The organism is Glycomyces luteolus (assembly GCF_027622875.1).
Classification (GTDB): domain Bacteria; phylum Actinomycetota; class Actinomycetes; order Mycobacteriales; family Micromonosporaceae; genus Glycomyces; species Glycomyces luteolus.
In genome coordinates, this window is sequence record NZ_JAPZVP010000005.1 from 151349 (window position 1) to 164166 (window position 12818).

Annotated in this window: 10 protein-coding genes; 4 read left to right on the forward strand and 6 right to left on the reverse strand. The window is 68.9% G+C overall.

Annotation, left to right across the window (positions count from 1 at the left end):
• Together O1R50_RS07930 and O1R50_RS07935 are read left to right on the forward strand one after the other, a co-directional pair.
• The coding region (locus O1R50_RS07930) for an alpha-L-arabinofuranosidase C-terminal domain-containing protein (RefSeq protein WP_270109389.1) at nt 1–2306 on the forward strand (2306 nt) is incomplete at its 5' end.
• A gap of 49 nt (nt 2307–2355) precedes the next feature.
• A complete protein-coding gene (locus tag O1R50_RS07935) occupies nt 2356–3342 on the forward strand; it encodes a LacI family DNA-binding transcriptional regulator (protein ID WP_270109390.1) in 987 nt (328 codons plus the stop codon).
• A 34-nt stretch (nt 3343–3376) separates the two neighbouring features.
• Here the strand turns inward: O1R50_RS07935 and O1R50_RS07940 are convergent, their stop codons facing one another.
• The gene (locus O1R50_RS07940) at nt 3377–4372 is read right to left on the reverse strand and encodes a zinc-dependent alcohol dehydrogenase family protein (RefSeq protein WP_270109391.1); all 996 of its coding nucleotides are present in this window, start codon (nt 4370–4372) and stop codon (nt 3377–3379) included.
• A 98-nt stretch (nt 4373–4470) separates the two neighbouring features.
• On the opposite strand from O1R50_RS07940, the gene O1R50_RS07945 reads away from it, so the two are divergent.
• On the forward strand, nt 4471–4806 hold the full coding sequence (locus O1R50_RS07945) for an ArsR/SmtB family transcription factor (RefSeq protein ID WP_408612630.1): 336 nt from the start codon (nt 4471–4473) through the stop codon (nt 4804–4806).
• A gap of 83 nt (nt 4807–4889) precedes the next feature.
• Here the strand turns inward: O1R50_RS07945 and O1R50_RS07950 are convergent, their stop codons facing one another.
• Both O1R50_RS07950 and O1R50_RS07955 read right to left on the reverse strand, forming a co-directional pair.
• Nucleotides 4890–5333 carry a hypothetical protein gene (locus tag O1R50_RS07950; RefSeq protein ID WP_270109393.1) on the reverse strand — a complete coding sequence of 148 codons (444 nt, stop codon included), beginning with the start codon at nt 5331–5333 and terminating at the stop codon, nt 4890–4892.
• Between the two features lie 174 nt (nt 5334–5507).
• On the reverse strand, nt 5508–7574 hold the full coding sequence (locus tag O1R50_RS07955) for a cellulase family glycosylhydrolase (protein WP_270109394.1): 2067 nt from the start codon (nt 7572–7574) through the stop codon (nt 5508–5510).
• A 332-nt stretch (nt 7575–7906) separates the two neighbouring features.
• On the opposite strand from O1R50_RS07955, the gene O1R50_RS07960 reads away from it, so the two are divergent.
• Entirely contained in the window at nt 7907–9505 is a 1599-nt protein-coding gene (locus O1R50_RS07960; protein ID WP_270109395.1) for a carbohydrate-binding protein, read from the forward strand.
• Between the two features lie 60 nt (nt 9506–9565).
• Here the strand turns inward: O1R50_RS07960 and O1R50_RS07965 are convergent, their stop codons facing one another.
• From O1R50_RS07965 to O1R50_RS07975, 3 genes are all read right to left on the reverse strand, one after another.
• Nucleotides 9566–10030, reverse strand: a complete 465-nt coding sequence (locus O1R50_RS07965; protein ID WP_270109396.1) for a VOC family protein — start codon at nt 10028–10030, stop codon at nt 9566–9568.
• 195 nt (nt 10031–10225) lie between these two features.
• The gene (locus tag O1R50_RS07970) at nt 10226–11728 is read right to left on the reverse strand and encodes a pectinesterase family protein (RefSeq protein WP_270109397.1); all 1503 of its coding nucleotides are present in this window, start codon (nt 11726–11728) and stop codon (nt 10226–10228) included.
• Between the two features lie 167 nt (nt 11729–11895).
• Nucleotides 11896–12759: a twin-arginine translocation signal domain-containing protein gene (locus tag O1R50_RS07975; protein ID WP_270109398.1), complete on the reverse strand. Its 864-nt coding sequence runs from the start codon at nt 12757–12759 to the stop codon at nt 11896–11898.
• Nucleotides 12760–12818 lie beyond the last annotated feature (59 nt).

Sequence of the window (12818 nt, forward strand, 5' to 3'; positions counted from 1 at the left end):
CGTGGGGGGGCCCCCCCCGGGCCGCCGGGCGCCCCCCCCGCGGGCGGCCCCCGCCCCCCCCCCCCCCGGCCCCCGACCTGTGGGGTCTGTTCATCGAGGACCTCAACGACGCCCTCGACGGCGGACTCAACGCCGAGTTGATCCGCAACGGCGACTTCGAGTTCAACGAAGCCGACCGGGAGGGCTGGAACGCCCTCACCGGCTGGGAGACCGTCGGCGAGGTCGAGGTGCGCCGGGAGGACCCGGTGCACGCGAACAACGCCCACCACGTCCGCGCGGTCGGCCCGGCCGTTCTCGTGAACGAGGGCTGGGACGGTATCGGCCTCGCCGCCGACGCCCGCTTCCGCTTCTCGTGCTTCGCTCGTGCGCAAGGCGATCCGGTCGAGTTGGCGGTCGAGATCGGCGACGGGTCCGCCCGCGCCGCGTTCACGGTGAGACAGGGCGACTGGCAGCGTGTGGACCTCGATCTGACCGCGGTCCGGGACGAGCGGGGTGAACTGAGCATCGCCGTGCCCGCGGACGCCGTGGTGGACCTCGACTGCGTCTCGCTGCGGCCCTTGGGTTCCGATGGAGAGCCGCTGACGTTCCGCTTGGATCTCCTCGCGGCGCTCCAGGAGCTGCGGCCGAGCTTCATCCGCTTCCCCGGCGGGTGCCTGGCCCACGGCCTCGGCCTGGAGAACATGTACCACTGGAAGCGCACGATCGGCCCGCGCCACGAGCGCGAGCAGATCCGCAACCTGTGGGGCTACCACCAGTCCCGCCAGATCGGGTACGTCGAGTACTTCGAGCTGTGCGAGGCCACCGGCGCGACGCCGATCCCGATCGTCGCCGCCGGCGTGTGCTGCCAGAACACCCCCGGCGGCGGGGCCCCGATCCCCGAGTCGGAGATGGACGCCTACGTTCAGGACGTGCTCGACCTCGTCGAGTTCGCCAACGGCGGCACCGACACCGCCTGGGGTGCGAAGCGCGCCGCACTCGGGCACCCCGAGCCGTTCGGGCTGCGGTACCTCGGCATCGGCAACGAGGACGAGATCACCGACGCCTTCCGGGACCGCTACGCCCGCATCGAGGACGCGGTGGTCGCCGCGCACCCCGAGATCACGGTGATCGGCACGACCGGCCCCCAGCCGTTCGGGCCCGACTACGAGGCCGGATGGGCGTACGCGCGCGAGCGCGGCACCCCGATGGTCGACGAGCACGGCTACCAGGTCCCCCGCTGGTTCCACCAGAACATCGACCGGTACGAGTCCTACGACCCGGCCGAGGCGAAGGTCTACATCGGCGAGTACGCGGCCCGGTCGAGCACCGTGCGCTCGGCGCTGGCCGAGGCGGCGTACATGATCGGGCTGGAGCGGCGCCCCGAGGTGGTCAAGCTGGCCTCGTACGCACCGCTGCTGGCCCGCGTCGGCCATACGCAGTGGGTTCCCGACCTCATCTACTTCACCGCCGAGGACGTGCTGCCGAGCGCTTCGTACCACGTGCAGCAGATGTTCGGCGCCGAGCGCGGCGAGCGGGTCCACTCGGTCGAACTCGACGGCGTCCAAGGCGAACCGGTGGCGCTGCCGACCGCGGGCACGGCCAAGCTCCGCTCCGACCACGCCACGGTGGCCTTCACCGGCCTGGTCCTCGACGGCAACCCGCTGCCGGACGCCGTCACGGCGCCGGGCGGTGAGGGTGTGCTCCTGGGCGGCATCGACCCGCGCGACGCCGAACTGGAGTTCACGGCGGTCCGCCGGGACGGCGAGGAGGGCTTCACGGTGCGCCTCGGTCCCGAAGCGCCGCAGAGCTTCCTGGAGGTCTTCGCCGGCGGCTGGCAGAACAAGTCCACGGGCGTGGCCCGCAGCAGCGACGGCATCAGCGAGAACGACCACGGGCCGATCCCGTGGCCGGGCGTCCGGACCGGCGAGCCGGTGCGCATGCGCATCCGCTTGGAGGGACCGCGCGTCCGCGTCTGGGTGGACGGCGAGCTGCGGCACGACTACGAGCAGGACCTGCGGCCCGAGCAGCGGGTCGTGGCCGGGGCGCTCTCGCGCGGCGCGCTTTCGGACGGCACTGGCGAGTACGTGGTGCGGCTGGTCAACGCGACCGCGTCCGCGCGCACGGCCGAAGTGGTCCTGCCCGGCGCACCGGGCCCGGTCCGGGCCGACGTGCGGCTCCTCGCGGGCGTCTCGGACCCGGACGCCGGCCGTCCGTTCGAGGCCTCGCCGGTGACCCCTGTGGACTCCTACTTGAAGGGCGACAGCGGTTTCGACCTGGAGCTGCCGCCGTGGTCGTTCGCGACGGCCGTCGTGCGACCGGTCGGATGATGGGAAGATAGGAAGGCAGCATGAGAGGCGGTAACCGACGATGGTGACGATGAGCGACGTGGCGCGGCTGGCCGGGGTGTCGAAGATGACGGTATCCAATGTGGTCAACAACCGGCCCGGGGTGAGCGACCCCGTGCGCCGGCGCGTGCTCGAAGCCGTCCAGCAGTCCGGTTACCGCCTCAACGTCAACGCCCGCACACTGAAGGCGGGGCGCACCGGGGTGATCGGCCTAGCGGTGCCCGGCGTCGACCAGCCGTACTTCGGGATGCTCGGCGAGCACGTGATCGCGGCGGCGGGGGCCAAGGGCTTCCACGTGGCGATCGAGCAGACCGGCGCGGCGGCCGAAGGCGAGGCCGAGGCGATCAGCCAGTCCCACCGGCTGCAGTTCGACGGGCTCATCCTGAGCGCGGTGATCCTCGACCCGCGCGAGCAGCCCGGCAGCTGGAAGGACTTCCCGATCGTGCTGCTGGGCGAGCGCGACTTCGGCCAGACCATGGACCACGTGGGCATGGACAACGAGGCCGGTTCGCGCGCGGCCACCGAGCACCTCATCGAGCGCGGCTGCACCCGGATCGCGAACGTCACCGGCTGGAGCCTCGAGGGCGTGCACGTCGGCTCGCGCCGCCATCGCGGCTACACGGACGCGCTCAAGGCCGCCGGGATCCCGGTAGACCCGACGCTGGTGTGCCTGTCCGGCATGGGCCAGGAGACCGGCCGCAGGGCGGTGCACGACCTCCACGAGGCGGGCGTCGACTTCGACGGCGTCGTCGCCATCACCGACACCGTCGCGATCGGCGTCATCCGCGGCCTGGCGGACCTGGGCCTGCGCTGCCCCGAGGACGTGCGCGTCATCGGCTTCGACGACATCTCCGTGTCAGAGTTCCTCTCACCTTCGCTCTCCACTGTGGCCCCCGATCACCGGTGGATGGCCGAGAAGGCCGTGGAGCTCATCGCCGCACGCCTCGAGGACCCGGACCGGCCCCCCGAAGTGCACACGGCCCCGTTCGAACTCAAGATCCGCGAGTCCACCCGCTGAATCCGCCGCCCGGCCTGCCTCGGCCGAGCCGCGCTCAGCGCACGGTGGCCACCAGTTTGCCGAACTGCGCGCCCTGCTCCATGTGGCGGTGGGCGTCGGCGATGTCGCCGAGGGCGAAGACCCGGTCGATCGTCGGCGTGAACGTGCCGTCACGCAGTCCAGAGCCGATGAACGCCACCGCCACGCGCAGCCGTTCGGGATTGCGGGTGATCTCGTGGACGAGGAACGTGCGCATGTTCAAGGCGGGCATGCCGAGGTCGAAGCCCGGGTAGGGCGTCGGCTGGCCGGAGAGCGCGCCGTAGAGGAACAGGGTGCCGTCGCGGGCCACGGCGCCGGCGAGGTCGGTGACGCCGGGCCCGGCGACGGCGTCGAAGGCGAATTCGGCGCCGCGGCCGTCGGTGTGTTCGAGGATGCCGGCGGCGAGGTCCTCCTCATCGGTGACGATCACGTGGGCCGCACCGGCTTTCAGCAGCGCATCCTTTTTGGACCGGGTTCGGGTGGTCGCGATGGGAACCGCGCCGAGCCGGTTCGCGATCTGGATCGCGGCGAGGCCGACGCTGCTGGAGGCGGCGGTGATCACCGCTGTATCGCCGGGCCGGATGCCGCCGATCTGGGAGAGCGCCCCGTAGGCCGTGAGGTACGGCATCCACACTGCCGCGCTCTCGACGGCGTCGAGCGATGCGGGACGGGCGATGAGTGCGGCGGCCGGGACCACGGCGCGTTCGGCGTACACGCCGTAGTCGTTCATCGAGAACATCGGAATCACGCTGACGGCTTGCCCCGCATGGAATCCGGTGACCCCCTCCCCGAGCGACTCGATGACTCCTGCGGCCTCGGCACCCAGGCGGGCCGGGAAGGACCGGGCCTGCTCGATGTAGACCCCGCTGCGGAACAGCGCTTCGGCCCGGTTGAGGCCGACGGCCTCGATCCGGATCATCGCCTCGCCCGGCCCGGGCTCGCCCGCAGGGACGTCCTCGACGCGCAGCACCTCGGGGCCGCCGTATTCGTGGAAGCGCACCGTCTTGGCCATGCTCGGCTCCTTCACCGGATAAGTACGATCGTGATCGAAGTTCGATGGTGATCATACTTCGATGACCATCGTATGATGGGCGCGGGAGGTCGATACCGATGCGAACGGCAGAGCGAGAGGGCCGGGGGCGGGTGCCCGCACACCCGGAGGTCGGCGACGTGTCCTTGCAGCAGGTGCTCGAGGCCCTCGTGGACCCGGTGCGGCGCGGTATCGTCCGCGAGCTGTACGCCTCGGACGAGGACCGGGCCTGCGGGACCTTCGACCTGACGGTGAGCAAGTCCACCGCGACCCACCACTTCAACGTGCTGCGCGAGGCCGGACTCATCCGCCAGCGGTATGTCGGCACCTCGCGCATGAATACATTGCGCCGCAACGAAATTGAGGCAGTCTTCCCAGGACTGCTCGACGCCCTGCTGGCCCGCGGCGAAGCCTGAGGTGACGCCGTTCGTCGCGTGCAGCCCTGGCCCCCAACGCCAGGGCTGCTCCGAACCGGTCGGCGGTTCAGTGCAGTGGCCGCTTAGGCCGTGATGTCACCGCTGTAGTCGTGCCACTTGTAGGTGCCGCCGCTGGAGGCCCAGATGTGGATGCGGTACGTGGCGCCTTCCGCGACGTTGCTGTCGCAGACGGTCATGCCGCCGGCGGAATTGCTCGTGTTCGTGTCGTCGAAGCAGACGGGGCCGGTGTTCTTCCAGTACCAGTACCCGGCCGGGTCCAGGGTGCGCACCTGGAGCTGGGCGCGGGTGCCCCAGCCGTCGGCGCGGAAGTCCAGGAGCGCGAGGTTCTCGCCCGAGCTCGAGCTTTCGGCGCGGCCGCCGTTGTAGATCGAGTCGGGGTTCTTCCAGAACGCGACGCCGCTGGAGGCGGCCTGAGCGGCACTGGGGGCCAGCGCGAAGCCCGCGAGGAGCGCGGCGGCGAGCGCCGTGCAGGCGCGGACGAGGAGCTTCGATGAGCGAATCGACATGCTGTCTCCGATTTTCGAGGGAACGGCCGAGGCCGCTGTGGACGTTGGGGATCGTCAGATAGCAATACGCCAATGCCTTCGCGGGCGGTTGCACCGCTCCCACGAGTATTTCTCGGGCCCGGAACGGCAAGCGGCCCCGGCGCTTTCGCGCCGGGGCCGCTCTCACTGTTCACATCAGGTGAGCGAGCCGGTGACGTTGCCGCCGGATTCGGTCACGTAATAGGTGACGGTCTTGCCGCTCCAGAAGTGGAACGTCAGGGTGACCTTCTGGCCGTCGGCGACGTCGTTCCAGAACGCGGTCGGGAGGCTGATCGTCCCGGCCGTGTAGTCGGGACTGAACGCGCGGGCGAACTCCTTGTAGGAGGTCCAGTTCTGCGGGCCGGCGTTCGTGCCGTCGGCGTACTTCGCCTCCATGGTCGCCAGCTGGTCGCCCTTGAACTGGGTCGGTATCGCGAACGTGCTCGAGGCGCCGGTCGCGGCCGACATCGTCGGCTGGTCGTAGGAGATGATGCTGATCCGCCAGGGCGCACCCTGCGAGAACACCGCGTGCAGGTCGGCCTTGACCCCGTAGTTGCGGTCGCCGAGCAGGCTGGTGAGCCGGCTCGCCTTGATCGTGAGCGTCGAACCCGAGACCGTGTAGTCGGTGCCCTGCACGAGGTTCGTCGCACCGAGGCGCAGGCCCTGGAACGTGGTCCCGTTCAGGTTGAGGGTCAGCGAGACGTCGGCGACGGTGCCCGACTTCGCCACGTACACCTGGTCCGAGGACGCCGTGCCCGAGCGGGAGGTCCAGCTGGCCTTCATCATGTTGTAGAGCTCGGCGTCGCGCCACTGGTAGGTGGTGCGGTTGAAGTGCTGGCCGTTGTCCCAGAGCTGGAGCGTGAGCCCCTTCTGCTTGGCGTAGTAGCCGACGTACTCGAAGAACTTCAGCTTCTCGCCCTGCTCGACGGTGCCGGTGTGGGCGTCGAAGCCCAGCAGGCCCCACTCGCCGACGATGACCGGGATGTCGTTCGCGACGAACTCGTCGTAAGCGCGGTTGAAGTACCCCTCGATGTCGGCCTGGACCTCGGCGTTGTACTTCGTGTAGCCCGCGACGTTCACGCTGAACGGCCAGAAGCCGTAGAAGTGGATGGTCGCGGCGATGTTCGGGTCGTTGAGCGAGGTGATCGTGCTGCTCAGCGAGTCGAGGTGGACCTGGTCGGCACTGGTGTGCAGGGTCGGCAGGACGAGCACGCGGGTGGCGTTGCCGCCGCCGGTGCCGCGCACGATCTCGTGGAACTGGACGTTGAGGTCGTCCAGGAGGGCGTGGGCGGTCGCGTCGTCCACGTTGTTGAACTGCGGCTCGTTCACGCTCTCGAACAGCACCTCGGGCGGCGCGTCGCGGAAGCGGGTCGCGAGCTCGGTCCAGATGGCCTCGTAGCGGGCCTCGACGACCGTGCGGTTGGTGTTCATGTCCGCCATCCAGATCCACGAGTCGTGGTGGATGTTGATGAGGACGTGCAGGTCGGCGTTGAGCGCGTAGCCGACGACCTCTTGGACGCGGTCGAGGTAGGCGTCCTCGACGGCGTAAGGGGCGGTCTTGGACTGGTGGTTGTCCCAGGTGATGGGGATGCGGATGCTGTTGTAGCCCTGGGCGGCGATGTTGTTCACGAGCTCCTGGGTGACGCGCGGGTTGCCCCAGGCGGTCTCGTCGGCACCCACGGCGTCAAGCGTGTTGCCGAGGTTCCAGCCGGGCTCCATCGCGGCGACGGTCTCCATCGCCGTGGCGCCGCCGGTGGGCGGCGGAGTGGTCGTGGGCGGGGTGCTGGGCTCGCCGATCGAGCCGGTGCAGACGACGCCGTTGAGCTTGAACTGGGCGGGCACGCCGTTGGTGCCGCTCCATGAGCCGTTGAAGCCGAAGGAGACTGAGGCGTCCTTGGCGATCGACTTGTTGTAGCCGAGGCTCTTGGCGGTGACCTGGTCACCGGAGCTGGTGTAGGACGCGTTCCAAATCTGGGTGATGCGCTGGCCGTTGGGGAAGGTCCAGACCAGGTTCCAGCCGTTGATCGCGTCGCCGAGGTTGGTGATCTTCACGTCGCCGGTGAAGCCGCCGCCCCATTCCGAGGCGACCTTGTACTCCACTTTGCAGCCTTCGGCCGCGTACGCGGCGGAGGGGGCGAGTATGGCGAGGCCGGCCGCCACGGTGGCGACCGCGGCTATCGCTAGGGCGATCAACCTGCGGGTTCGTCTCTTGACGCCTTGCATGGCACTCCTTCATGTCCACTGCGACTCTCGGGGGGAGGGGTGCCCGTACCGGGGTTTGTATCGAGCATCCTCGATACAAGACTAAGTTGGGACACCAAACTTTGTCAATCGCCCAGGTGGGAGTCGCGGCCGGAAATCCGAACCGGAGCGTGAATGTCCGATATGCACCCTTGACAGAGGAAAGCCTTTTCCTTACGCTCATGGCAACCGGTTGGATTCATGTATTTCAATGTTTGTGTCACTGGGTGGGGGACCCTCCCATCCCCCGGTCCCGGTACACCTCGCGAACCGTCAATTGGCACAGCAACAACGCAGTTGCGAAGGGAAGCAACATGTCTCGAAGAAACGTGCGCACCGCGCTCGTAGCCGGATTCGCCGGCATCATCGCCACGGCGGCCACCCTGGTCGCGATGAACTCAGCCTCCGCGGCGCCCGTCCGCTACGAGGCCGAAACCTCGCCCGCCACGTGCTCCGGCACCATCGACTCCAACAACGCCGGCTTCTCCGGCAGCGGGTTCTGCAACACCCCCAACCAGACGGGCGCGACCGCCCAGTTCACCGTGAACGCGGCGAGCGCGGGCACCGCCACCCTTGGCATCCGGTACGCCAACGGCACCACCGCCACCCGCCCCGCCGACATCACCGTCAACGGCTCGGTCGCCCAGTCCGCCAGCGCTTTCAACGGCACGGGCGCGTGGACCACCTGGTCCACCAAGACGCTCACGGTGCCGGTGAACGCCGGCAGCAACACGATCCGCCTCACGTCCACCAGCGCCGACGGGCTCGCGAACATCGACTACCTCGACTTCGAGGTCGGCGGCACCGGGCCCACCACCCCGCCGCCCACGGGGAACGCGATCTACGTGGCCCCCGGCGGCAGCGACTCGGCCGCGGGCACGGAGGCGGCCCCGACCACCCTGGCCTCGGCGCTGAGCCGCGTGAACGCGGGCGGGACGATCTACATGCGAGGGGGCACCTACAACTACTCCTCCACGATCGTCATCGACCAGGACAGCGGCTCATCGAGCGCCCGCACGACGCTCGCGGCGTACCCGGGTGAGCGGCCGGTGCTGAACTTCTCGGCGCAGTCCGAGGCCTCCGCGAACCGCGGTCTGGCGCTGTACGCGAACTACTGGCACATCAAGGGGCTCACGGTGGAGCGCGCCGGTGACAACGGCATCTTCGTGAGCGGCAGCAACAACATTCTGGAGCGCACCCTCACTCGCTACAACCGCGACAGCGGGCTTCAGCTCTCGCGCCAGTCGTCGACCAGCACCACGGCCTCGTGGCCCGCGAACAACCTCATCATCAGCGCCGAGTCGCACGACAACGCGGACTCCGACGGCGAGGACGCGGACGGATTCGCCGCGAAGCTCACCGTGGGCCCGGGCAACGTGTTCCGGTACGCGGTGGCGCACAACAACGCCGACGACGGCTGGGACCTGTACACCTACTCCGACTACGACCCGATCGGGACGGTGCGGATCGAGGACTCGCTGTCGTACCGCAACGGCACCCTCTCCAACGGCACGGTCTTCAGCAACGGCGACCGCAACGGCTACAAGCTGGGCGGTGAGAACGTCCCGATCAACCACACGGTGGTGCGGAGCATCGCGTTCGACAACGGCCAGCACGGGTTCACGTTCAACTCGAACCCGGGCTCGATGACGATCTCGAACAACCTGAGCATCGACAGCGAGGAGCGGAACTTCCAGTTCAGCGCCGGTTCGCACGTGTTCCGGGGCAACACCTCGTGCTTCTTCAGCGGCGGCACGAACGACAGCATCTCCGGCAACTCGGACAGCTCGAACCAGTTCTGGTCGGGTTCGAACGGTTCGCGGTGCTCGAATTACTCGGGCGCCCTGGGCTGGTCCTTCGATTCGACCGGGAAGCTCGTGGTGACCTTGGGCGGCAGGGTGGTAGTGCTTTAACCCGCTCCTTCATGCGGCCCGTCCGACCTCGGACGGGCCGCTTCTCCGTGCCGTCGCGGTTCAGCCCTGCATCTGCGCGGCGGCGCGCTTCTCCATCTCCGCGGGCGGGACGTCTTCGACGTGGCTGGAGACGTGCCACTTGTGGCCCCACGGGTCCTCGAAGGTGCCGGTGCGGTCGCCGTAGAACTGGTCGGCGACCTCGCTGAGGGACTTCGCGCCCGCGGCCAGCGCCGCGGCGAAGACCGCGTCCACGTCCTCGACGTACACGTGGAGCGACACGGGCGACCCGCCGAAGTGCCCGGGGGCGTAAGCTTCCATGTCCGGATCCTCGTCGGACAGCATGATCATCGAGCCGCCGATCTCAAGTTCGGCGTGGCCGATCTTCCCGTCCCGGCCGGGCATGCGACCGCGCTCGCCGGCGCTGAACACGGTCTTGTAGAACTCGATGGCCTCGGCCGCGCCCTGGACGTGCAGGTACGGCGTCACTCGCGGGTACTCGTCGGGTATCGGTTTGACCTTGGACATGCACTGCCTCCTTCGTCGGCCGGGCGCTTCGCCGCCCGGCTCGTAGTTGCTGGCGGTGCTTCCAGACAACCACCGGGGAGCGCCGCGCGGCGCGGTTCGGTGCAGAAACCCGGCGAGGCGGCACGCGAAAGCGGCCCGTCCGGATCGGACGGACCGCGCCCAAGGGTCGTCAGGGTTCCGGGAACGCCCCCGGGATCAGCGGATCGGGTTCCAGCCGTCGCTGCCGCGCAGGTAGTCCGCGGGCTCGTAGTTCGCCGCGTCCGCGGCGGACATCTGCGGCCGGTTGGCGTTCACCGTGGCGCCGGCGCCGGTGTTCTGGTACTCGCGCAGGCGCGCGTCCTCCCAGGCCAGACCGGACATGTCCGACCACGGCTCGGCGGTGCGGAGGTGCGGGCCCATCACGGTCTCGCGGTAGAGGACCTGGCCGCGCGCGGTGGTGGAACCGCCTGCGGGCCAAGGCCTCCCGAGGTAGACCGAGTTGGACGGGGCGTTGCTCGTCAGCTCGCACTGGTAGAACAGCATCCCGTACTGGTTGGTGATCTCGGTGCTCGGTGCGACGATGTAGCCGTTGTTGGAGGTCGAGCCGCGGGTGAGCGAGTGGATCCGGCAGTCGTCGAACACGGCCGTGCCGCGCCCGAAGATGAAGTCGACGTCGCCCTCCACATAGCAGTTGTGGAAGTACTGGCGCGAGACCGTCGAGGCCGAGGGCGAGTCGGTCAGCAGCGTGTCCTGATTGCCGAGGAAGCGCACGTTGTCGAAGACCATGCGGTCGCCCTGGACTTTGGCGGCCACAGCCTGGCTGTTGCCGTTGGCGGCCTCGTTGTAGGTGTTCGCGAAGGTCAGGTCTTCGGCGGTGAAGTTCGCCCCTTGCAGGAGCACGCTCGCGCTGCCGCTGGTCCCCCAGGTCCCGCCTGAGCCGTTGTCGCAACTGGCGCAGCGGTTGTCGTGGATCACCACGTCAGCGGCGTTCCCCGTCGCACCGATGAAGGTGAGCCCGGTCTTGGACGAGGGCACCGTGACGTTGCCCTTGTAGGTGCCCGCCTTGATGAGGATCGTCGAGCCCGAAGCGGCGGCGTTCACGGCCGCCTGCACGGTGGTGTGGGTGCCGGAGCCGTCGGGGGCCACGATGAGGTCGGCCTCGATGCCGCCGTCGGCCGGTGTCAGCCGCCACTGCTGGTTGGCGGCGCCGGTGGGCGTGTACTGCGAGATGCGCCCGCCGCGGGCGGTCGACCACTCCCAGACGTCGAGGGCCTTACCGGAAGCGCGGTTGACGAAGGTCGCGTATCCGCCGCTTTCGGTGACCGTCCACTGCTGGTTCATGCTGCCCGCGTCGCCCCACTGCTGGACCGTCGCGCCGTCCGATTTGCTCGCGCCCGCCACGTCGAGGACCATCCCCGAGTGCCGCACCTGGATCTTGTAGTAGCCGCCGCCCGCGTCCACGAAGCGGAACTGCTGGTCGTACGAGCCGTTGCTGTCCCATTGCACGAGTTCGGCACCGCTGGCGGTCGAGGCCGCGCGGATGCCCATCACGAGGCCTGAGTGGCGCGATTCGACGGTGTACCAGACACCGGTTTCCACCGCCTGCGCGCTGGTCGTGACGAAGAAGCTCCCGGCCGCGGCGATCACCGCGCCGAGGACGACGGCGAGCACCGCCGCCAGGCGCCTGCGCCGCGGGCGGCTTTCGATATTCACTGACATGTCGACTCCATCGGAGGGCCGGTCGCTGAGACATGCCGGGAGTTTCCTCAGCAATCCGGGCATTTATATTTGTCAATGCGATTGTAGGGCAATCGCTTCCCAAAGCCAACCCCCGCAGGCGGACACGACGGGCCCGGCCAGGCGGCCGGACCCGTCGACGGTGGAGGTCAGCCGTTGTTGGTGCGGCCGACGTAGACGTTGCGGGCCTTGTAGTAGGTGTCGCCGGCCGGACCGGAGGAGCCTGAGGCGCCCTCCATCTGGAGGTTGATGATGATGTTCATCGTCTTGCCGACGAAGTTGGAGCCGGTGTGGGCGCCCTTCCAGGCGCCGTCGAGGTAGTAGTGGATCTGCACGTCGGTGCCGGAGGTCTTGGTCATCCAGATCCGGTACTCGTGCCAGCTCCCGGGCGAGGAGACGGCCACGAGGGTGTTCTCCCAGGCGCCGTCGTAGGTGTTGAACCAGTTTCGGTTGTCGCCCTTGTACTCCAGGATGTCGCTCTCGGGCGGCCAGGAGTTCGCGCCGGTGATCCAGAAGGCCGGCCAGGTGCCGCGCGCGGAGGGGGCCTGGAATTCGCCGCGGATCTCCCAGTTGGGGTAGCGGTCGCTGACGAGGACCTGGTTCTTGGCGTGGACGGCCGCGGAGTGGTAGTGGATGGGCAGGTAGGGGTCCTTGCTGCTGTTGCCCTCGTTCCAGGTGATGCGGGTGGCCTTGAGGTTGAGGACGCCCGCGGGCGAGAGGTAGCAGTGGTTGTTGTCCGTCGAGGACGCGTACATGCGCGCGGTGCCGTTGTGGTCGGAACCCCAGGGATACAGGTAGTTCCACTCGGATTCGAGGGCGGCGCGGCTGGCGAAGGAGTTGCCGTCGATGAGGGTCTCCCAGGCCGCCGCGCCGATCTGCTGGGCGGCCGCGTCGGCTGCCCTGGCCGGGTCGACGGTGCCGATGAGCGGCGCGGTGGCGGCCGCTGCCGCGGTGGCCGCGATCCGCTTGAGTGCCGTGCGCCGGGAGCTGCCCGCCTGCGGTGGATTCGTCATGATGACCGCCTTCGCGTCGTCGCGCGCCGTGCGATCGCGGGAGGAATGCGATCACATCG

Bases quoted from the DNA above. Each gene is read 5' to 3' on its own strand.
- O1R50_RS07955 (WP_270109394.1), bottom strand. From the start codon at position 7,574: ATGCAAGGCGTCAAGAGACGAACCCGCAGGTTGATCGCCCTAGCGATA.
- O1R50_RS07965 (WP_270109396.1), bottom strand. From the start codon at position 10,030: ATGTCCAAGGTCAAACCGATACCCGACGAGTACCCGCGAGTGACGCCG.
- O1R50_RS07935 (WP_270109390.1), top strand. From the start codon at position 2,356: ATGAGCGACGTGGCGCGGCTGGCCGGGGTGTCGAAGATGACGGTATCC.
- O1R50_RS07975 (WP_270109398.1), bottom strand. From the start codon at position 12,759: ATGACGAATCCACCGCAGGCGGGCAGCTCCCGGCGCACGGCACTCAAG.
- O1R50_RS07970 (WP_270109397.1), bottom strand. From the start codon at position 11,728: ATGTCAGTGAATATCGAAAGCCGCCCGCGGCGCAGGCGCCTGGCGGCG.
- O1R50_RS07945 (WP_408612630.1), top strand. From the start codon at position 4,471: ATGCGAACGGCAGAGCGAGAGGGCCGGGGGCGGGTGCCCGCACACCCG.
- O1R50_RS07950 (WP_270109393.1), bottom strand. From the start codon at position 5,333: ATGTCGATTCGCTCATCGAAGCTCCTCGTCCGCGCCTGCACGGCGCTC.
- O1R50_RS07940 (WP_270109391.1), bottom strand. From the start codon at position 4,372: ATGGCCAAGACGGTGCGCTTCCACGAATACGGCGGCCCCGAGGTGCTG.
- O1R50_RS07960 (WP_270109395.1), top strand. From the start codon at position 7,907: ATGTCTCGAAGAAACGTGCGCACCGCGCTCGTAGCCGGATTCGCCGGC.